This window comes from Fructilactobacillus myrtifloralis, assembly GCF_024029335.1.
GTDB classification, from domain to species: Bacteria; Bacillota; Bacilli; order Lactobacillales; family Lactobacillaceae; genus Fructilactobacillus; species Fructilactobacillus myrtifloralis.
Map to the genome: position 1 here is coordinate 776381 of NZ_CP097116.1, position 20685 is coordinate 797065.

General features: G+C 49.2%; 18 protein-coding genes. 3 read left to right on the forward strand and 15 right to left on the reverse strand.

Annotated features, from left to right (window positions below; all coding sequences use genetic code 11):
- Positions 1-32: 32 nt before the first annotated feature.
- Complete coding sequence (locus M3M35_RS04065; RefSeq protein WP_252749404.1) at positions 33-1361, reverse strand: replication-associated recombination protein A; 1329 nt, start codon at positions 1359-1361, stop codon at positions 33-35.
- A 120-nt stretch (positions 1362-1481) separates the two neighbouring features.
- Here M3M35_RS04065 and M3M35_RS04070 point away from each other — a divergent pair, with 120 nt between their 5' ends.
- Positions 1482-2273, forward strand: a complete 792-nt coding sequence (locus M3M35_RS04070) for a MerR family transcriptional regulator (RefSeq protein ID WP_252749405.1) — start codon at positions 1482-1484, stop codon at positions 2271-2273.
- Positions 2274-2370: 97 nt separating this feature from the next.
- Here M3M35_RS04070 and M3M35_RS04075 read toward each other — a convergent pair whose 3' ends face one another.
- The 12 genes from M3M35_RS04075 to M3M35_RS04130 form a co-directional block, all read right to left on the reverse strand.
- Positions 2371-2871, reverse strand: coding sequence for a shikimate kinase (locus tag M3M35_RS04075; protein WP_252749406.1), 501 nt, complete (start codon positions 2869-2871; stop codon positions 2371-2373).
- A gap of 1 nt (position 2872) precedes the next feature.
- Complete coding sequence (locus M3M35_RS04080; protein WP_252749407.1) at positions 2873-3967, reverse strand: prephenate dehydrogenase; 1095 nt, start codon at positions 3965-3967, stop codon at positions 2873-2875.
- Positions 3967-5265, reverse strand: a complete 1299-nt coding sequence (gene aroA, locus M3M35_RS04085; protein WP_252749408.1) for a 3-phosphoshikimate 1-carboxyvinyltransferase — start codon at positions 5263-5265, stop codon at positions 3967-3969. The genes M3M35_RS04080 and aroA overlap by 1 nt, the downstream gene beginning before the upstream one ends.
- A complete protein-coding gene (locus M3M35_RS04090) occupies positions 5253-5801 on the reverse strand; it encodes a hypothetical protein (protein WP_252749409.1) in 549 nt (182 codons plus the stop codon). The genes aroA and M3M35_RS04090 overlap by 13 nt, the downstream gene beginning before the upstream one ends.
- 1 nt (position 5802) lies before the next feature.
- Entirely contained in the window at positions 5803-6972 is a 1170-nt protein-coding gene (gene aroC, locus M3M35_RS04095) for a chorismate synthase (RefSeq protein WP_252749410.1), read from the reverse strand.
- The gene (locus M3M35_RS04100) at positions 6965-7252 is read right to left on the reverse strand and encodes a chorismate mutase (RefSeq protein ID WP_252749411.1); all 288 of its coding nucleotides are present in this window, start codon (positions 7250-7252) and stop codon (positions 6965-6967) included. The genes aroC and M3M35_RS04100 overlap by 8 nt, the downstream gene beginning before the upstream one ends.
- 13 nt (positions 7253-7265) lie before the next feature.
- Positions 7266-8027, reverse strand: a complete 762-nt coding sequence (gene aroD, locus M3M35_RS04105) for a type I 3-dehydroquinate dehydratase (protein ID WP_252749412.1) — start codon at positions 8025-8027, stop codon at positions 7266-7268.
- Between the two features lie 4 nt (positions 8028-8031).
- Entirely contained in the window at positions 8032-8907 is an 876-nt protein-coding gene (locus tag M3M35_RS04110; protein WP_252749413.1) for a shikimate dehydrogenase, read from the reverse strand.
- A complete protein-coding gene (locus tag M3M35_RS04115) occupies positions 8897-10084 on the reverse strand; it encodes an MFS transporter (protein ID WP_252749414.1) in 1188 nt (395 codons plus the stop codon). The genes M3M35_RS04110 and M3M35_RS04115 overlap by 11 nt, the downstream gene beginning before the upstream one ends.
- Before the next feature lie 472 nt (positions 10085-10556).
- Complete coding sequence (locus M3M35_RS04120) at positions 10557-12953, reverse strand: phosphoketolase family protein (protein WP_252749415.1); 2397 nt, start codon at positions 12951-12953, stop codon at positions 10557-10559.
- Positions 12954-13126: 173 nt separating this feature from the next.
- A complete protein-coding gene (locus M3M35_RS04125; protein WP_252749416.1) occupies positions 13127-13852 on the reverse strand; it encodes a GntR family transcriptional regulator in 726 nt (241 codons plus the stop codon).
- Between the two features lie 117 nt (positions 13853-13969).
- Positions 13970-15541: an Nramp family divalent metal transporter gene (locus tag M3M35_RS04130; protein WP_252749417.1), complete on the reverse strand. Its 1572-nt coding sequence runs from the start codon at positions 15539-15541 to the stop codon at positions 13970-13972.
- Between the two features lie 116 nt (positions 15542-15657).
- Here M3M35_RS04130 and M3M35_RS04135 point away from each other — a divergent pair, with 116 nt between their 5' ends.
- Positions 15658-16155, forward strand: coding sequence for a YbaK/EbsC family protein (locus tag M3M35_RS04135; RefSeq protein ID WP_252749418.1), 498 nt, complete (start codon positions 15658-15660; stop codon positions 16153-16155).
- A gap of 63 nt (positions 16156-16218) precedes the next feature.
- Positions 16219-17190 carry a polyprenyl synthetase family protein gene (locus M3M35_RS04140; RefSeq protein ID WP_252749419.1) on the forward strand — a complete coding sequence of 324 codons (972 nt, stop codon included), beginning with the start codon at positions 16219-16221 and terminating at the stop codon, positions 17188-17190.
- Here M3M35_RS04140 and cydC read toward each other — a convergent pair.
- Together cydC and cydD are read right to left on the reverse strand one after the other, a co-directional pair.
- Positions 17185-18933: a thiol reductant ABC exporter subunit CydC gene (cydC, locus tag M3M35_RS04145; RefSeq protein ID WP_252749420.1), complete on the reverse strand. Its 1749-nt coding sequence runs from the start codon at positions 18931-18933 to the stop codon at positions 17185-17187. The two genes, M3M35_RS04140 and cydC, sit on opposite strands and share 6 nt — an antisense overlap.
- Positions 18923-20665, reverse strand: a complete 1743-nt coding sequence (cydD, locus tag M3M35_RS04150) for a thiol reductant ABC exporter subunit CydD (RefSeq protein ID WP_252749421.1) — start codon at positions 20663-20665, stop codon at positions 18923-18925. The genes cydC and cydD overlap by 11 nt, the downstream gene beginning before the upstream one ends.
- Positions 20666-20685 lie beyond the last annotated feature (20 nt).

Here is a 20685-nt window from a genome sequence, read left to right on the forward strand (position 1 = left end):
CTCCATTAACTACTTTGCTTCATTATCCAAAATCATTCCGGTTCATCATGTTGCTGATGCCAGGCTTTGATTTGTGCCAAGCGCGCCTTAAACCGGGCTTCGTTGCCAGAGTCGGTGGGAAGATAGTATTCCCGACCGGCAAGGTCTGGTGGCATCGTCTTCATCGTCGTCAGTTTATCCGGATGCGCGTGTGCTAGTTGGTAATCCTTGCCGTAACCCAACTCTTTCATTAATTTAGTCGGAGCGTTGCGAAGCTGCAACGGAACTGGATCATTAATGGTCTGCTTCACGTCCTTTTTCGCGGCCAAGCGCGCCTTGTAAATCGCATTCGACTTCGGCGCGAGGGCTAAATACGTCACCGCTTCTACGAGATGAACGTCACATTCTGGCATCCCAATCAACTGACAGGCTTGAAACACGTTAATCGCCACGTTTAAAGCATTGGTATCAGCAAGACCCACGTCTTCACTGGCAAACCGGACCAGTCGTCTCGCGATGTACAAAGGATCTTCGCCCCCTGCAAGCATCCGTGAAAGCCAGTAAATGGCGGCATCTACATCACTATTGCGCATTGACTTATGCAGGGCGGAAATTAGGTTATAATGTTCCTCGCCATTTTTATCATAGAGCACGAATTTTTGGCTAATCAACTGACTTAAATCAGCAGCGGTAATCGTGACCACATTCTGGGCGCGGTGCCCGTTTAAAACTGCCATTTCGAGCGTGTTCAGTGCAATCCTGGCATCCCCGTTTGCAAAGGTCGCAATCGCCTGAAGCTCAGCGGAACTAATTTTAATCGTTTGCTTAGGAAATCCGGCAGGATGATTGAGCGCATGCTGCAGTAACTCCACAATGTCTGCCACTTGGAGGGGTTTTAACACAAACACCTTACACCGTGACAATAAGGCCGAGTTAATTTCAAACGAAGGATTTTCCGTCGTTGCCCCGATTAGGGTGATGCTGCCCTGTTCCACATACGGTAAAAACGCATCCTGTTGGGCCTTATTGAACCTATGAATTTCATCGACAAAAACCATCGTCTTTTGGCCGACTTCCCGCTCGACTTCGGCCTGTTGCATAATTTTTTTGATCTTACTGATGCTACTATCAACCGCACTGAAGCTAATGAAATGCGCCTGGGTTTGCCGGGCAATGATTTCAGCTAACGTAGTTTTGCCAGTTCCCGGTGGTCCCCAAAATATCATCGAGGACACCTGATCATTCTCAATAATTTCGCGTAAAATTTTACCTGGACCCAAAAGTTGTTGCTGACCGACAAACTCTGCTAGAGTGCGGGGCCGCACCCGGCTAGCGAGGGGGGCATTGGCTTCCTCATTTGCAAAAAGTGATTCCTGTCGCAAGTTACTTACCACCTTCCCTTGATAAACATGGGTTAAAACTTGATAATTAATCTTAACTACATTATACAGTGTCCCGTTACGTTACAGTCAAAAGGATGGCTCATGCTAAAAATCAGTGCAATGGCAAAATTAGCCCATACGACCCGCCGAACCCTCATCTTTTATGATGAAAAGGGGATTTTCAAACCGCACCATCGTGACCAAAATGGTTACCGTTATTACGCCTACAACCAACTCTATGATTTAACTTTCATTCTTGGGTTACGCAAGTTAGGAGTTTCTCTAAGTGACATCCAAGCCATTAGAAACACCGACCAGCAAGCGCTCGCTGCCGATAAATTAATTGGAATCCAGACCCAAATTAACCGTAAAATAACTGAATTAACTGAGATTCAAACCATCATCAATAATCGATTGCAGCAAACTAAGCGGCCCCCAATTCCTCTATATCAGCCCGTCCTTCGCAATGATCCTGCAATGGCCTTTTGGTGTTCTCGCCAATCCGTTAATTGTACTGAGGAGGAAGTTGCCCAGCTCTTCTCTGAATTTTATCAACAATTTCCGCAATTAGCAGCGCTGGATACGAACCAATCTGGGTTTTTAACTACGTTAGGAGTCAATAATCCAGCTGGCTATGCAACAGCTTCATTTCGAATCATCCGAGAAGTTAATCACCAACCAAATGAACTCTTGATTCCGGTCATTAATAAACCCGCGGGGTTATTCGTTGGGATTCACGTTGAAAACACCCTAGCCGGCATTCACCGGGGCCTCGTAGCACTCAAAGCGTTTTGTCAGCGGAAAAAAATTTCAACCGAGGATTATCTGTGGCAAATTAACGATGATAACCAGTTCGTTAGTAACGGGGCCTCGCGTTGTGGTTGGTTGGAATTTAGAGTTGTTAACCACTAACATGCACAGTGCCAGCCCGTAACCATTCAGTAAAAAAGGACGGTAGTAAGCAACCTTACTGCCGTCCTTTTTACATTGCTACTTTAACCTATCTCCATTAGCCCAGTTGATACTTAGTTAGAATCTCATCCACAATCAGATCCGGCGACTGATTCGCATCCACAATCAAATCTGCGCACCGTTGGTAGTTGGCTTGCCGCGCGACTTTCAGGGCCGCCAGTTTGGCAAGGTCGAGCTGCTTTGCCAGCGGACGCTGTTCATCCGCCTTAACCCGTTCGTACGCTGTTTCCGGGGCAATTTCCAGTAAAACTACGGGCGCGGGCTGCCGGTGTAAGAGAGACCGGTTCTGCGCTTGAGTAGGGACTCCTCCGCCCGTTGCTAAAATCCCAGGCTGGGAGATTTGTTGGGCTAACGCCTGCGTTTCTAAGCGCCGAAACCCCGCTTCGCCCTGCTCCGCAAAAATAGTAGCAATCGATTGCTCGGCGGTAGTCACGATCACCTGATCGAGATCGGTCACGGGAAGCCCCAACCGTTGTCCCAAGCGCCGACTAATCGTAGTCTTTCCGCTCCCCATAAACCCAATCAAAATCAAGTCCATCTTAATCCCTCCTCACGATGTGATAGTCAGGTGCTAACCACGTTGCCGCTGCCTGTGCATCCTGTGCGGTACTAAACGTCAGTTGTAAAATCCCGTTAACTTCCTCGCGCACTTCTAAAATCTGGATGTTCACGAGGTTTAAATGCTGCTCAGCCAGTAACGTCGTGATGTGCGCCAACGTCCCCGGCTGATCCGGAATGTCTAAGAACAGATCATAAAAGCCCGCTCCCCGGTTATCATCATGCTGCTCCAACTGCTGACGACTTTGTTGTGCGCGTTGAAAGTAGGCCAGCAACGCGTCTCCGTCCTGATCATCAATGGCGGTTTTAATGCGTTGCAACGTTTCCATGTAAGTAGCTACCTGCGCGCTCACAACCGGACCGTTATTCAACAAAATTGACTGCCACATCGTCGGATCCGCGGCGGCAATTCGCGTCATTGACTTAAAGCCCCCCGCGGCCACCCGTAGTCCGAGTGGATCGGATTGTAAAGCTTGCTGGGCCTGGTTCACCAGCCCGGCGGCTAACACATGGGGTAAGTGGCTCACCTGCCCGACTAGGTAATCATGCCGGGCGGGGGTAATCGTAACGAATTTAGCCCGAGTGGCGGCTAACAAGTGCTGTAATTGTTGCGCCGCGCTACGTTCTGCGTTTGTTTGGGGCGTCTGAAAGTAAAAGGCATTCTCAAACAGATCCGCTCGGCCCGCTCGTACACCGGTTTTGTGGGAGCCCGCCATCGGATGACCGCCGACAAAGACCGCCGGAGTCGCAGCCAGTGCCTGACTAGCCGCGACGATACTCTGTTTGGTACTCCCCACGTCGGTTACAATCGTGCCGGGCTTTAACGACCGGTGGGCTAACTCGGTTAACGTCTGTTTAATCTGGTCAACCGGAGTAGCAAGGATAATCACATCCGCTTGGTTAACTAGGTCTAAACCCTGACTGACCTTATCCACTAACTGATGCGTCTGCGCATATTCCAGTTGGGTTGGATTCTGATCACTTCCAATGATGGTCACGGGCGCGGGTCCCTGCTTCAAAGCCCGTGCTAACGAACTCCCTAACAACCCAAAGCCGTGAATCAAAACCGTTGTCATTAGCTGCCCTCCCGTAAGTGCTCCAAATCGGTGAAAAACTGTGGATAGGAAACGGCCACGGCGCTTTCGTTCTGCAAGGTCAACGGTGTCTGACTTCGCAACGCGGCGATGGCTAACATCATGCCAATGCGATGGTCACCGTGGCTATCCAACTGGGTGGTCTGGGGCTGCCATTCTGGTCGACCTGTGATGGCCAATCCATCTGGATACTCGGACACCGTGACCCCCAGCTTTTCTAGTTCCGTTTTTAACACCGCAATCCGATCGGTTTCTTTCACCCGCAACTCGGCCGCACCCCGAATCGTACTGGTTCCATTCGCCGTGGCGGCCAGGAGGGCTACTAACGGTAATTCATCAATGACAGCTGGAATCTCTGAGGCCGTCAGGTGGATCGGCCGTAATTGCTGGCTCCGCACGATTAAATCACCCCGGGGTTCGCCCGCACTCGTCATTGGTTGGACGGTGACATCCGCACCCATCTCCGTCAGCACGCGCAAAATTCCGGTCCGCGTCGGATTTAAATTAACGTTGGTCAGGCGAATTTCAGAATTAGGCACAATCGTAGCCGCCACCAAAAAGAAAGCCGCGGAAGACAAATCACCAGGCACCACCACGGTCTGCCCCGTGAGCTGGGGATGCGGCTGTAAGGTGATTGTCCGGTGATCAGCAGCTGTGGTGACCTCTGCGCCAAACTGGCGCAACATGATTTCCGTATGATCACGGGTTGGCAGTTTTTCAACCACCACCGTCGGTTCAGGAGCCGTTAACCCGGCTAGTAACACCGCACTCTTAACCTGCGCACTCGCCACGGCTAACCTAACCGTTCCGCCATGCACTGGTCCCCCGTGTACATGGGCCGGTAGCGTTCCCGCCTCGGTTAGATCAATCGTCACTCCCAGTTCTGCCAGGGGAGTCGTAACCCGTTGCATCGGTCGCTGCTGTAGAGATGCATCTCCGACCAGCGTACTGGTAAACGGAGCACCACTTAATAGACCCATCAAGAGCCGGGTCGTCGTCCCAGAATTGCCCATCTCCAAAGGGGCTGTGGGCGCCGTAAAATGTTGCGCGCCGCCTTGGCCCTGCACCGTAACCTGGGTTCCCTGCCGTTCAATGATAACGCCCACGTCCCGCAAGGCTTGTAACGTGTGCAGGCAGTCCGCTCCGGGTAACCAGTGTTCAATCGTAGTGGTTCCGGTCGCCACCGCTCCGAGCATTAGGGCGCGGTGCGAAATACTCTTATCGCCTGGTACCTCCAGTTGACCGTGGAGACCGTGTGGCGCTGATTCTAACTTTCGCATGTTTCATCCTCCTGTACCTGATAAACCGTCCAGACCATGTCAACCTGCCATCGTTTCAGTACGGTTTCAGCTGGCTGTAGGTTAGCCTGGTTAGTAACGCAAAATTCTCCATCCCGTTGATACGCCTGATACGCGGCCCACTTACTGGGGGCATAGCGAAACTGGGTCTTCGCTGGCAACCTGTGCTGGACCACCTCCGCGGTAGCGGGATGCAGATCTACAATCCCGGTGTGGCGCTGACTGTGGACTAACACCAACGGATCGAGCGGATGGGTAAAAACATCAACGAGCTGCCACCGCTCTAGATACCGGTAGTGGAGCGTCCCCCAGTCGGTTCCATCCGCCAATTGGAGCGCTGCGGGCAGGAGTATCTGTGCGCCCGGATCCTGCTCAACCGCCTGCAGCACGGCGGGAAAACTCGGATGCAATTGCAATTGCCAGTCAACGTCTGGATGCCGGCGTTCATAAACTAGGGCCGCCCGGTAACAATCCGTGGATTGCGGTCCCAAGGTATGCAATGTTTTCGTCGGTTGCATGTTAATAGTCCGCCAACTCTTGACGATAGGCGGCTACTTGTTCCTGTAACCGGCCAAGGCTACTACCGTCAAAGGTATCCGTGATAACCTTAGCTAACTCAATGGCCACCACACTTTCGATGACCAAGGACGCTGGAACAATCGCGGTCGTATCAGAACGCTCCACGTTCGCTTTTTTCGCTTCCTTGGTATTCACATCTGCCGTTGGCAACGGTTTATACAGGGTTGGAATTGGCTTCATGGCGGCGTTTACAATGATGGGCATCCCGTTCGTCATGCCACCCTCAAAGCCACCGAGGTGGTCACTCGCTCGTGACCAGTGGTTAGTTTCGTCCCAATTAATTGGATCCATGACCTGACTCCCAAAGCTTTGGGCGGCAGTGAACCCAGCCCCGATGCTAACTCCCTTCATGGCGTTCACCCCCATCACGGCGGCCGCTAACTTTGCATCTAACTTGGTATCCCAGTTAACGTAACTTCCGAGTCCTGCTGGCACGTTTTCCGCGATTACCCGAATGATGCCACCGACGGTATCGCCATCTCGCTTTGTTTGATCAATGAGGTCATGTACCGCACTCACTTCCGTCTGGTCCACCATCCGGAGGTCATTTTCCTGAATCGCGCTGGTAATCCGAGCAACATCATGCGTGGGGACCGCCGTCCCACCAATGGGACCGACTTGGGTCACAAACCCAACTAGATCAATCCCTAACTGCCGTAGCAGTTGCTTACAGATGTTTCCAATCGCGACCCGCATCGCAGTTTCGCGCGCCGATGAGCGTTCCAAGACATTCCGCAGATCGCGGTACCGATACTTCATTCCTCCAACTAAGTCGGCATGCCCAGGCCGGGGCCGTTCCACCTTTCGCAGGGTATTTTGGGGCGTTGCTGCTGCAGTTGGGTCCATAATCTGACTCCAATGAGCGTGATCCCGGTTTTGAATGACCAGGGCAATCGGGCTGCCGAGCGTAATGCGATGGCGCACGCCACCGACAATTTGCACTTGATCGTGTTCAATCTTTTGCCGGTTCCCCCGTCCATAACCTCCCTGACGGGCGGCTAAGGCGGCGTTAATTTCTGCAATGTCTAATTCTAAACCGGCCGGAACGCCAGTGACGATCCCAGTTAACTGGGGACCGTGTGATTCTCCTGCTGTAACGTAATTAAGCATGGTTATCCTCCTTGATTGTGTGCTTTTCCCATTTTTTGGTCGTGTTCATCAATGCCTGATAAATTTCTAAGATCGCGCTCTGTTCCGCTTGATCAGCAACTGCCTCCTGAACTTGCCGTAATACAGCTTGTTCTCGCGTAGGATCAAAAATCGGCCATCCGTGGTGCTGTTTGATTGCCGCAATCTGCTGGGCCGTTGTTAGTCGTTTAACCAGTAATGGAATTAACTGAGCATCAATGGCTTGCATCTCTTGGCGTGCTGTTTGCAGTGATTCTGACATCCCACTTCCTCCTTTAGTTTACTTTTGTGTTCGAACCGCCAAACGTTTCCAATAACTCACGCACCGTTGTTACCGAGAGTTGCCCCGGCGCTGACTGCTGTTTTCCGGTGGCAAAGGTGATTGCTGAGCCAAATAAATTCCCAGTAACCCGGGTGAGCTTTCCTAAATCACCCATGGCCATTGTCACTAGCGGACAGCCCAGTGTCTGCCGGGCCTCATCGGTGGCCGCTAACAATGTAAGAACATCCGCTGCTGTGTGGGGCATCGTAGCCATTTTCACAACATCTACTCCGCTAGCTGCCATTGCTTGTAAAGTCTGGCGTAATTCCGTTAAAGGAGGCGTGCCCTGAAAATGGTGTTGACTAAGAACCAGCGGACACTGACTTTGTTGTAAGCGTTGCAATGAGGATGGTGAAATCGTGTTCCATTCCACGTCTACTGCTTGAACCCACGAAGCTTGAACGAGACGCTGCAATAAGCGCTGGTAAGCGTCTGCCTCCAGAGTCCCAGCTCCACCTTCGGCAACCGTACGGTAAGTCACCAGTAATGGAAGCGGTGCCACCTCCTGTTGTAGCCGCAACCCCCAAGCATCTAACTGCTCCCAATCAGTCACTGCCTGATAACTGTCAATTCGCCACTCAATTAAATCGGGTGCCAGCGACTTTACGTACTGCGCCTGCGCCATAATTTCTGCTATCGTGGTCGCAACAATAGGGACGGCAACCTTAGTCTGCTTGCCGATCGTTACTGGACCAATCTGAACTACTTTAACCATGTGGTTACTCCTCGTTAAACAATACTTGGTGTACGTGCTCAACCGGCATTTCATGGCCAGTCCATAACTTAAACGCGGCGGCGCCCTGTTCTAGCATCATTTCCAAACCATTCATTACGGTCTTAACTCCGGCTTGATGTGCAACTTGCATAAGCTTAGTAGTCCGGGGAGCATAGACGGTGTCATACACAATTAAATCTGCCGGTAACCAGTTCGGGTCATTAATCAAACTCTGGTTCGCTAGCGGTTTCATTCCAACCCCCGTGGCATCCACTAGAATCCGTGCAGTTTGCAGTGAGCTCCGTAACTTGGCTTGCTCAGCAAGGGGATGCAGATGTGCCGTAGCGTCCGTCTGTTCGTTAATAATCTTTGTTAAGCGTTGGGCAGCTTCCCATTGTCCATCTTGACGATTAAAAATATCAAACTCGCGTACTCCATCTAAAGCGGCTTGAATCCCAATGGCGGTTCCTGCGCCACCGGTTCCAATTAAGGTCATCTTTTGTCCGCGAATGTCTAACTTATGTTTGGCTAGGGAGCGCATAAATCCAATTCCATCGGTATTATAACCAGTGAGCACGCCATCGTCGTTCACCACGGTATTGACCGCATTGATTAATTCCGCGGCCGGATCAATCTGATCCAATAATTCAAGGACAATTCGTTTATTTGGCATCGAAATATTGGTCCCCCGCATCTCTAACGTTCGCACCGATTGGATGGCAGCCGGTAGGTGGGCTTGGTCCACTTCAAACGCTAGGTAAACATAATTCAAGCCCAAATCAGCAAACGCTAAATTATGCATCGTGGGTGACATCGAATGCCGAATGGGCGTTGCCATAAGGCCAATCAAAATAGTATGTCCATCAATCTCATTTCGCATGGTTCTCATCCTTTCTCAACTTAATTGCTCCAGTGGCTCCCACAGCTAAGCAAATTCCCAACAGGGCAATCAATAGATTGGCACTAAATGCTAACTGCAAACTAGTTTTTGATAACCACCCACTCAGCAGTGGTACCAATAGTGAAGCTAGACTTCCAAAAAAGTAAAAGGTTCCAGTTACCAATCCCCGTCGGTGGGGATAAAGGTTCATGAACCAGGTCAATCCTAGTTGCATTACTCCACTCGCGGCACAAACTCCAAACAACCAACTCCCGATTTCAACGACCAGCGGTACCGTTCCAAAGACAACCAACAGGAGTGCTACTAATGTCCCTAGGTTAAACCCAATCAAGAGCCATTTTTCCGATCGTTCTCGTTTCAAGTATCCATAGAGCGCTAAAACTCCAATGATGGAACCAATGCTGTAAAGCGATAATAACCAGTGGGATAAGTCCGTGGAAAAATGTAACTGTCGTTCGGCGAACAGTGTGATCCATTGGGTAAACCAAATCATTACTGCCATCGCCGTAAATCCATATAATGCTAAACATCCCGTAGCTAACCACCGCCGACCGTGCCCCATCGTAATTTGAGTGGTAGGTTGCGTTGCCGTTCCGCTGAATGGTTGGGGAAACCGGACAAACAATAAGTTAACCATACTACCCAAAATTAACAGTGCCATTACCACAAACGTCCAGCCAAACCATAGATGATGCTGAGCTAGGCTAGTCACAAGCAGGGGTAAAATGAATTCTCCGACCGAGATGAACGCCTTCAAAATGACTGTCCCGGCTCCGTGGCCGTCGTTAATTTCCACTAACGTCGTGTAAGTCCCTGCATCAAGTGCTGAATTACCGATTCCAGCTAACAAAGCGAGCCCGTACGCAATCACTAAATTTGTGGTAGACACCATCCCAATTGCAAACCCAAAGTAACAGGCAAGTCCCAGGTACACAAAGTTTTTCCGGGAAAACCGGTCCGACAGCCATCCCGTTAACGGGTACGCAATCAGCCGCCCAATTCCAACTCCTGACATAACATAGGACACCACTGCGATCGTGGTTTGCCAACTGGTGGCCAAACTCGTCATGTTTTGCGCCAGGATAATCAGTGCAAAGCCGTGAATGAAATAATTAAAGTATAAACTCCAACTTAACCGCCGCTTATGAATTACCATAACCTACTCCTTTCAATTGCAACAAAAAAAACCAGTCCGGCTAACCAACGTTAGTCTGACTGGTTTAAAAATTACGCTCATGGAATTACTTCTACCTGCCGAAGCAAACTGACAATGAGTCCCAGTTAGAATAACGTTGGTTCACGCATCTAACTGAGTCCCTTAAACTACTCCACTTAGATACGAACGGTCCCGTTCGCACCTACAGCTCGGCGAACGGCTACTGAAAATAAGTGAAGTAATAAAAGTTGGACCAAGTGGTCGTCATTGACAAACTTTGAACTGGCATGAGAATTAATTCCTTTCTAAATCTGAATTACATTCATTAAAACACGAAAATTAATTCAAGTCAACAAGTTCTTTGGGTAGTTTATGGAAATAATCCAGTTTAGTCGCTCTGATTATTCGGTTTTAATTTTAGTCAAAAAAAAGACCCGCAGATGCGGGTCTTTTTCAAAAGCTAATTACATGCTTATTTGTTTAATGGTTCCCATTTCCAGTTCGTTACTTCTGGTAAATCAGTACCTTCAGCACGGATGTAACGGTTGTGCTTGTCAACCATTGCATTCATTTCTTGAATGAATTCTGGGTGCTTTTCAGCTAAACCAGGAACATTTTCAACAACGTCTTTAGCAAGGTCGAACCGGTCTAATTGGTTCAAGACCCGCATATCGAATGGCGTAGTGATATCACCGTTTTCACGGTAACCGTGTACGTCAACGTTGTGGTTGTCACGGTCGAAGAAGATCGTTCTGATGATGTCTTCGAAGCCGTGGAAGGCAAACAGAACGGGAGCATCAGTCGTGAAGTAGCTGTTAAATTCAGCATCACTCAAACCACGAGGGTCAAACTTAGGACTCCGTAACTTCAGCAAGTCAACCACGTTAACGAAGCGAATCTTCAAGTCAGGGAAGTGCTTGTTCAAGATTGAAACCGCAGCTAAAGCTTCAAGCGTTGGTTCAACCCCAGCGGAAGCAATAACGATGTCAGGTTTTTCACCGTGATCAGTTGAAGCCCATTCTACTTTACCAAGTCCGTTGTGAACTAAGTTCGTAGCTTCGTCAATGTTAAACCATTGTGGACGTGGGTGCTTGGAAGTCGTGATCAGGTTAATCTTTTCGTAGTCTGAGAAGGCTACATCAGCAGTTGCTAATAACGTGTTAGCATCAGCTGGGAAGTATTCCCGGATGAATTCTGGTTTCTTTTCAGCCAAGTGGGTAATCATACCTGGGTCTTGGTGAGTGTAACCATTGTGGTCTTGTTGGAAAACAGTTGAAGAATCAATGAAGTTCAATGATGGGTATTGCTTTCTCCACTTCATTTCAGCGGCTTTTCGTAACCACTTGAAGTGTTGTGTCAGCATTGAATCAACCACCCGACCAAAGGCTTCGTAAGTAGCGAAGAAGCCGTGCCGACCAGTCAAGACGTAACCTTCTAGCCAACCTTCATCATCGTGTTCGGATAATTGTGAATCAATGATCCGACCGAAAGGAGCCATGTGTTCGTCAAATGGATCGTCAATGGCACGTTCCCATTGCCGGTTCGTCGTTTCAAAGACACCCCAAAGCCGGTTTGACCAAGCTTCATCAGGTCCAAAGACCCGGAAGTTAGTTGGGTTCTTCTTCATTGTGTCCCGAACCCAGTCAGACCAAACTACCATGTCCATTGCTTCAGTAGCACCTGGAGTTTGTACGTCAACGGCGTAGTCTTTGTAATCTGGTAGGTCTAATGGGCGTGGATCAATTCCACCGTTGGTGATTGGGTTAACTGACATCCGCCGGTCACCCTTAGGAGCCATTTCCTTCAAGTAATCCTTGATGGAACCGTCTTCGTTAAATGATTCTTCTGGCTTGTAGCTTTCCATCCATTTAACAAATTCGTCAGCAGTTTCCATGTTATTAGCACTTAATGACAATGGAACTTGGTGAGCTCGGAATGAACCTTCGATTGGTAAACCTTCGGGGTTCTTTTCTGGACCAGTCCAACCCTTTGGTGAACGGAAGATAATCATTGGCCATTGTGGACGAGTTGCCGTTTCAGCAGTTTCAGTTTCCCGAGCGTGCTTTTGAATGGCTTGAATGTCTTCTACGGCAGCGTCCATTGCTTTAGCTAACTTTTCGTTAACTTCGTCAATGTCAGTTCCGTGGGGTTCGTTAGTTTCTACAAAGTATGGCTTCCAACCTAAACCTTCAAAGTATTTTTGTAAGTCTTCGTCAGAAGTCCGGTTGAAGATCGTTGGGTTCGCAATCTTGAAACCGTTCAAGTTGATAATTGGAAGTGCAGCACCGTCAGTAACTGGGTTAATGAAGCTGCTTGAGAACCATGATCCAGCTAATGGACCAGTTTCAGCTTCACCATCACCAATTTCAACCGCAGCAATTACGTCTGGGTTATCAAGGATGGCACCAACCCCATGGGATAGGGAGTAACCTAATTCTCCACCTTCGTGAATTGAACCTGGAGTTTCAGGAGCAGCGTGGGAAGCAATTCCACCAGGGAAGGAGAAACGCTTGAATAACTTAGCCATTCCCTTTTCGTCCTGGCTGATTTCTGGGTAGATGTCAGAATAGCTTCCATCAATGTATGAGTTAGAAACCATTACTTGGCCACCGTGACCAGAACCTTCAACATAGAACATGTTGAGGTCGTACTTGTTAATTACACGGTTTAAGTGGGTGTAAATAAAGTTTTGTGATGAAATCGTACCCCAATGTCCAATTGGTTTAACCTTAACGTCTTCAGCGGTTAAGGGTTCCTTCAGTAAAGGATTGGCACGTAAGAACAATTGTCCAACTGATAAGTAGTTGGCAGTGTTCCAGTATTGCTTCATTTTGTCAAAGTATTCTTTTGAATCATAATCTACTGACATGCAATAACACTCCTTTTTAATATTATCAACCAAACGGTTGAAGAAACAGTCTGAATGCGCTCTCATTCGCACTCAACTACAGTATCTATCTTAACAACTTTTGTTGAAAAGTCAAACAATTCAACAATTGGTACGTATCAATTTTACCGGAATTAACGCGCCAGTTTCACCGGTTAATTTGGCAAATCCACGAAGGTATTATAGCTAAAGTAGCGGTAGTGGACCCGCATTTTGGATAGTTCAAACGGGGTTCCGTTGTCGAGAAAGAAGATCCCCTCCATCAGACCAACTGGTTCCTGGGCCGTTAAACTCAGTAACCGTTGGTCGTCGGCATTACTCGGCCCCGTTTTCAGTGACATAACAGCTTTCGTCCCGGTGTGGTGGAGTTCCTGCGCAAAATAATCAAACAACGACCCCGCCACGATTTCGCGAGTCAACGCGGGCGCAATTTTAATCGGAATGTAACTCGTTTCAATGATGATGGCCTGCTCGTTTAACAACCGCAACCGTTTAATTTCATAGACGAACTCTTCGTGTTGCAAAAAGAGACTTTCGCGCACCTCGTCCGGGGCTGGAATCACCTGAAAATCAAGCACCCGAATGCTTGGCTCATAACCCTCGGTCTTCAAGTTATTGGTAATCCCCAGGTTGGATCCTTCATACCGAAAGATGGATTTATTTTTTAGATACAGCGGATTAACAAAGGTTCCGGAACCCCGTTTTTTAAAAATGACCCCCTGGTGAGCCAAAATACTGAGGGCCCGTTTAATCGAACTCCGACTCACGTGGTACGTTTCGCTCAGCGTCCGTTCATCGGGTAACCGATTGTCAGCAAACCGTCCGGCGCGAATCTGTTCTTGCAACCGCTTCATTAATTTTTGATACACTAAATCAGCCACAAACACCCTACCTCATTTTTTCTTTGATAGTTAAAGTATAGCAGAATTAAGCATCCAACTGGCGGCTAACTAAAAAAGTCGCCCCCGTCAGCGTGACGAGGACGACTTAATCGTTAATTAGGCTTCGTTGTTAGTCTGTTGTTTCTGAGCAAACTGCTTGTCGGATCGAATGATATCGTAAAGGACCCACGCGAGTAGCGCTAGAATTAAAATGTTCACGGCCCAGGCAATTCCATTGGCCAGCGTAATTTGACTAGCCGATGGTTTTTCGCCAAAGAACCCTTGGACAGCGTTCGGCATGTTGTAGATGTTCAAGAACACCAACATGATCACGGATACCCAACCACAAACTTTTACCCAGAGGGAGTTTGCAAAGCGCTTCCCGTGCATTTCGACCTTACTGTTCGTAAACATCAAAACCGGTAGCATTGAGAACGGTAAGGCGATGGCCAGAAAGACCTGCGAATTTTCCATCAAATCATTAATGTCAGCGTGTTGCGCCAATTCTGGCTTGCCGGCGGACATTAGGACACACAGAAGGACCGGCACGATTGAAAGTAATCGTGTGATCAACCGCCGCGCCCAAAGGGGCATCCGCATGTGAATGAACCCTTCCATGATTACTTGCCCGGTTAGGGTTCCCGTAATCGTCGAGTTTTGCCCGGACGCAAGAAGGGCAATCGCAAAGAGCGTTGATAGTAGTCCCGTTTTAGCAACTCCCGCTAACAAACCATTATTCATAAAGGCGGGGTTCTTCAAGGCATCGTAAAGCCCGAAGAATGACGTATCTTCAACCACCCCTGACTTAAACACTGCCACTCCCATGATTAAGAGTAGGGCGTTCACAAAGAAGGCCATCGTCAATTGGATGTTTGAATCCCAAGCGGAGAACTTCACTCCGCGAGCCACATCTTCCTCATCGTTATGGTCGACCTTCCGCGTTTGCGCAATGGCCGAGTGCAAGTACAGGTTATGCGGCATTACCGTCGCTCCGATAATCCCCAATGTCCCAGTCAGTGGTGACATTCCGTGAACCACTGGTTTCTCCTTAATGGTATCAACGCTTGGTACTAAGCCCTTTAACACGCCTAACCAATCCGGTTTAGAGAGGGCCACTTCGTACGCAAAGACGAAGAAAATAACCAAGATCAGAGCCACCACGAGCGCCTCAATCTTTCGGAATCCAATCGAAGTGAGCAACAAGAGCACCAGCACGTCTAGTACGGTAATCAACACCGCCCACACAATCGGAATCCCAAACAGGAGGTAGAGGGCAATCGCACCCCCAATAACCTCGGCGATATCCGTTGCCATGATGGCTAACTCAGTTGTAATCCAGAGTACAATCCCGAGTCCCTTACTAGTCCGGGCTCGAATTGCTTGGGCCAAATCCATTTGTGTCACGATCCCAAGTTTAGCTGCCATGTATTGCAATAACATCGCAATCAAACTTGAAATCAAGATAATGGACATTAGCATGAATTGGAAGTTTTGTCCCCCTGTAATGGACGTGGCCCAGTTACCAGGATCCATGTACCCCACTGCTACTAATGCACCTGGTCCGGAGTACATGAATAAGGTTTTCCAAAACCCAATGTTCTTCGGCACCTCAATGGAACCGTTAATCTCGTCTAGTGATCTGCCGTTCGCATATTCAACCAGACGGTGTTTCTTTTGTGCTTCTGCCATCCGCTATCTCTCCTTTTTCTATTAAATTCAGTCTTATTGTACATTATAAAGTAGACATTGTCATTAAAAATTCTCAAAAGAGGGAATATGCTAAAATGAACAAGAGGTGAACTACAATGGCACATAAGAAAAAGAAACTGCACAAAACGTTGGTTGAACAAATTCTCAGCCAACACAAAATTCCCTACCAACAAATCATTTTTAACACCTACCAAGCTGGCGATGTCGCCCAGTTAGACACTAATGGATCCGATTATCCAGAGCACCAGATTTATAAAACGCTCGCGTTAACCGGCAAACAGACCGGTCCGATCGTCGGGGTAGTGCCCTTAGATACCCGCCTTAGTTACAAAAAAATTGCCCAGGTTTCTGGCAACAAAAAGGTCGGTTTGATCCCCCTAAAGGAACTAGAGGCCACCACTACGTATGAACACGGTGCCAACACCCCGATTGGAATTTACGAAAAAAAGGGCTATCCCATTTACTTTGATAACAGCGCGAAGGAACAGGGCGACATCATCGTTTCTTCGGGTCAAATTGGCCGTTCGGTGCGGGTGAATGCGACCCAAATCGCGGAGCTTGTACACGGGCACTTCGCGGATCTGACTGAATAATTTTTTGACCACCCCAGCCACCTTGCCAATACTACCTTAGGTTTTAAGAGGAACTATAAATCCATGGATAAACACATTCTCGCTCTACCACCCCACCTGCGGGCCGACCTGCATGAGGTGGAACAACAACTACTCGACATCCAGGTCACTAATCCAGTGCACCAAGCCGCGATTCAAGCCCTCGTAACGGGAAACGGTAAGATGCTCCGGGCCACCTTTGTCATCCTCGCGAGTACCTGGGGACCAACCACTCCCGCCCGGCAGCGCGTAATCAATGCCGCGGCGGCTGTCGAAGTCATTCACCTGGCCTCCCTCGTTCACGATGACGTAATCGATGACGCCACCCTGCGACGGGGTCAACCGACGCTAAGTGCCCGCTTTGGTCAGCAAACCGCGATTTACCTCGGTGATTTTCTGTTCACCAAGTACTTTGAACTGTTACTTAGTTATTCAACTGACTTTGCAAACCTGCAGTACTGCGTGACCGCGATGAAGGCCGTTCTCGCCGGCGAAATCAAGCAGACCGAACTGAACTTTAACCTGCAGCGGACGGAAGCTGAATACCTGCAGTCCGTCCAGGGGAAAACGAACGAACTATTCCGCCTCAGTTTTGGCGAGGGGGCCAAACTAGCGCATGCCCCTGCTGCCGTCGTAAAAACTGCCGAAGCGTTAGGCAATCAGATTGGGTTTGCCTTCCAGATTCTCAACGATCTTGGCGACTTTGCCATTGACCCTCAAACTGGGATACCCCGCCTTCACGACGTGCAGGAAGGGACTTACACCCTGCCCATCATTAAAACCCTTGCTAGTAACCGGGGGGCTGAACTTTCCGCCCTCCTAAAAAAAGACCACCTGGAAAAAGGTGATCTAGTAACGATTGTTCAATTAGTGGAAACCAGCGGAGGGCTTGCTGCTGCCCGAGCAGAGGGGGAACGCTACCTCAACCAGGCCGAACAACTCCTCCACGAATTACCTGATAACGACAGTACTCGCTTGCTGAAGCGGTTGTTACACCACGTGTTTGCGCAATTATAATGCGGGGTCACCCCGATCCATGCGGTACAAGTTCCGGTAACGGGCGTTGTGCTGGTATAATTCAGCGGGGGTTCCCTGCATCTGCAGGGTCCCATGTTCGAGAAAAATGATTTGGTTAACGTGATCTAAGCCCTGCAGGTGATGGGTGACCCAAATCATGGTTTTGCCGGCTAGGACCCGGTTAATGGTCGTCATTAGCTGGTGTTCCGTGATGGGGTCAAGCCCCACGGTTGGTTCGTCTAACACTACAACCGGGTTATCCTGCAACAGAATGCGGGCAAGTGCCAAGCGTTGCCGTTGGCCTCCGGATAACCGCGTTCCATTTTCACTTACATCTGTTTCCAAGCCATTCGGAAGGGTTGCGACTAAGTCCGCGAGCCCCACTGCCTGAATGGCTTTTTTTACGTCTGCATCAGTGGCGTGTTCATTCCCAATCCGGACGTTGTTCATAATGGTCGTATTAAATAAAAAGGGTTGTTGATCTAACACACTAAACCACTGATTCGCGACCGGTTGCAGGTCCTTGGCTGGTGTTTGATCAAACCAGACCTGTCCCTGCGTTGGGACTAGGCTTCCCGTTAATAACTCTAAGAGCGTTGTTTTCCCGACCCCACTCGGCCCAATGATTGCCATTGACTGGCCGGCCGGTACGGTAAACGAAACGTGCTGAATAATGGCCGCTTCGCTGGAATTGTAACGAAAACTAACGTCTGCAAACTGCAACTTGCGAAAGTCCGTGGGCTGGGGTAGCTGCTGGGTAGCCGCCGGTGGGGTTTGCACCTGGCGGGATAAATCATTTAGCCGTTGTAACGACTCTTCATACATGGGCCCCTCTTCGGCTGCTTGGGGCACCATGCTAAAGGAATCCATGAGCGGAAAAATGCCGAGGGTAAAGGCAGCTGCGTAGTTAGCAGTGGCTTGATTCCCCGTCAGGGTTAGCGCCGCCCAACCAATCGTCACCACGATCATTAGCCCAAACAGCCCCTTCACCAGCAGATCCCGATTCCAGTCAAACCGATCGGCCGTGCGCTTCAACCGGGCAACTGGTTGGTCCTGCTTTTGCACCTGATCCAAGAACTCCGTTTCCCGACCAGAAATCATCCAGTCGGAGATTCCCATGGTCGCATCCAACAACCGTTGATAGGAATCCTGCACGAGGGTTCGCTGGCGCACCCGGGTAGCTCCTTGAATTGCTTGGGATAAATAGGGAATCACCAGTAAAATCACGCTGAACAATCCAAACATGATGAGGGCATAGGGCCAGCTCACGATGCTTAATCCCAGTAAAAGCAAAATTCCAGTGAGGTAGGCCACTACCATCGGAAAAATGGTCCGTAAGTAAAAGTTTTCCAAGTGGTCAATGTCGTCGGCTAAAAAACCTAACAACTTCCCGGATTGAAACCGTTCACTCAAAAACAACGCTGAGCTTTCCAAGGTAACATAGAGCCGTTGGCGTAAACTTGAAGTTACCTTCAGCACCCAATTATGACTGTTAATCCGTTCTAAATATTTAAACACCGGGCGCCCAATCCCAAATGCTCGAGTTAACAACACCGGCACGTAAACCAGCAAGATGTTATAGGGGTGGGTCGCAGTTTTACTAATTAGATAGCCCGCCACAAACATGAGGCCGACTCCACACAAAATGGTCAGGACGCCCAGGAAAAAGACGAGCCCGAGTAGTTTCCGATACTGCTTTAAATTGGGACGAACCCACTGATCTTGTTGCCACTTAGTCGGCATTATGCTCACCTCGAATCTCATTTACCAGGGCCCGATAAACCCCCTGATGTTGCTGTAATTCCGCTGGCGTCCCTTGGTCCACAATCTGACCCTGATCCATCACAAGTACATAATCCATGGCACTCAGCCAGTGGAGTCGGTGGGTCGAAAATAACACGAGGTGGTTGTGAAAGGCAGAAACCATAGTTTGTTTTAAATCGTACTCCGTTTCCAAGTCGAGGTGGGCAGTGGGCTCATCGAACAGCAAAATGGTCCGCTCTTGATCTAACAACGCTCGAGCTAGGGCGATCCGTTGGGCTTGACCACCACTAATTCCCCGACCGCCTTCACCAATCCGCGTTGCTAATCCTGCCGGAAGGGATGCGACAAACTGGTCTAACCCCGCTTGCCGGATGGCGCGTTGGACCTCGGCCTCACTGGCGTTCGGTTTATAAAAGGCTACGTTCTCAGCAACGGTTCCCGCAAATAAATACGGGTGTTGGGGAATGTAACTAATGTGCTTTTGCCAGGTCGCTTGCGCCAGACTATCAACTGCTTGACCATCCACGACCAGGGGTGCTGGGGTTTTCGTGGGTTCCAGCCACCCACCAAGCACGTTTAGCAAGGTCGACTTACCCGCCCCGGACTTCCCAATGATCCCAACGTTTTGGTACCCCTGGACCGTCAAGTTGAGATGGGCAAGCGCTGGCGCAACATCCGGAGCATACCGAAAGCTCAGGTCACGAGTCGTCAGAGTACTCGTTGCCGTCCAATTCGTAAACTTAGTAAGGGTAATCTGACTGTGGGGCGTCGGGAGCGCCAAAATGGCGTTCACCTCGGTCAACGCGTTCTTTCCGTCGAGCGTGGCGTGGTAATCGTCACCATAGTCACGGACCGGTAAGAAGTAATCGGGACACAAAATTAAAATGGTCAAGGCCGGCAGGAGCCCAATTGCACCGCCAATCAGAGCTTGGCCGAGCAGCACCGCCACGATCGCGATCGAAATCGTGGTGAAAAAATCAAGGGCAAAGGTCGATAGTAACGCCACTTTCAACACGCTCATCGTACTCTTCCGGTAATTCTCACTAACGCGGTAAATATTGGAACCATACTGCTTACTCAACCCAAATAATTTCAAGGTCTTTAAGCCCCGAATGCTATCCACAAACACGTTCGCCATTTGTTTAAATTCGGCATACTGCCGGTCGGATTTAGCTTTGGCTGACAAGCCCAAAATCACCATAAACAGAATAATAACGGGAAACATCACCAGTAAAATGACCCCGGATAACCAATTTACATAAAAAATATAGGCCACAATTAACCACGGCAGAATGGCCAGGTTAATTGTTTTTATCACGATCAAATTTAAATAATTTTGGACCTGATCCAACCCTTCCAACGCTAACGTCACCACGTGGCCGGACCCAATCTCACTCACCATCCGCGGCCCGAGGCGGAACTCCTGGTGCAATAACTGGCTTTTTAATCGGGCTACCGCTCGTTCTGCAAAGGTATCCGTCATCTGATTTTCAATTCGAGTAATTAAATACCGAAGGGCAAAAAAAACAAAAAAAGATAGCACCGGCCAGATTAGGTCCGCTATCTTTGTTCGTTGCCACACTAACACTAACGCCCGTGCCAAAAAAACGGCTTCTAGTACGATGGCGAGCGCCTGAAGGACTGCTAGTCCACTTAGTTTGCCAATCAATGGTTTAATTCCGGGAATTGATAGTAACTGTCGATCAAACATTTTATCAATCCTTACTGTGG

Bases quoted from the DNA above. Each gene is read 5' to 3' on its own strand.
- M3M35_RS04070 (WP_252749405.1), top strand. From the start codon at position 1,482: ATGGCAAAATTAGCCCATACGACCCGCCGAACCCTCATCTTTTATGAT.
- M3M35_RS04075 (WP_252749406.1), bottom strand. From the start codon at position 2,871: ATGGACTTGATTTTGATTGGGTTTATGGGGAGCGGAAAGACTACGATT.
- M3M35_RS04080 (WP_252749407.1), bottom strand. From the start codon at position 3,967: ATGACAACGGTTTTGATTCACGGCTTTGGGTTGTTAGGGAGTTCGTTA.
- aroA (WP_252749408.1), bottom strand. From the start codon at position 5,265: ATGCGAAAGTTAGAATCAGCGCCACACGGTCTCCACGGTCAACTGGAG.
- M3M35_RS04090 (WP_252749409.1), bottom strand. From the start codon at position 5,801: ATGCAACCGACGAAAACATTGCATACCTTGGGACCGCAATCCACGGAT.
- aroC (WP_252749410.1), bottom strand. From the start codon at position 6,972: ATGCTTAATTACGTTACAGCAGGAGAATCACACGGTCCCCAGTTAACT.
- M3M35_RS04100 (WP_252749411.1), bottom strand. From the start codon at position 7,252: ATGTCAGAATCACTGCAAACAGCACGCCAAGAGATGCAAGCCATTGAT.
- aroD (WP_252749412.1), bottom strand. From the start codon at position 8,027: ATGGTTAAAGTAGTTCAGATTGGTCCAGTAACGATCGGCAAGCAGACT.
- M3M35_RS04110 (WP_252749413.1), bottom strand. From the start codon at position 8,907: ATGCGAAATGAGATTGATGGACATACTATTTTGATTGGCCTTATGGCA.
- M3M35_RS04115 (WP_252749414.1), bottom strand. From the start codon at position 10,084: ATGGTAATTCATAAGCGGCGGTTAAGTTGGAGTTTATACTTTAATTAT.
- M3M35_RS04120 (WP_252749415.1), bottom strand. From the start codon at position 12,953: ATGTCAGTAGATTATGATTCAAAAGAATACTTTGACAAAATGAAGCAA.
- M3M35_RS04130 (WP_252749417.1), bottom strand. From the start codon at position 15,541: ATGGCAGAAGCACAAAAGAAACACCGTCTGGTTGAATATGCGAACGGC.
- M3M35_RS04135 (WP_252749418.1), top strand. From the start codon at position 15,658: ATGGCACATAAGAAAAAGAAACTGCACAAAACGTTGGTTGAACAAATT.
- M3M35_RS04140 (WP_252749419.1), top strand. From the start codon at position 16,219: ATGGATAAACACATTCTCGCTCTACCACCCCACCTGCGGGCCGACCTG.
- cydC (WP_252749420.1), bottom strand. From the start codon at position 18,933: ATGCCGACTAAGTGGCAACAAGATCAGTGGGTTCGTCCCAATTTAAAG.
- cydD (WP_252749421.1), bottom strand. From the start codon at position 20,665: ATGTTTGATCGACAGTTACTATCAATTCCCGGAATTAAACCATTGATT.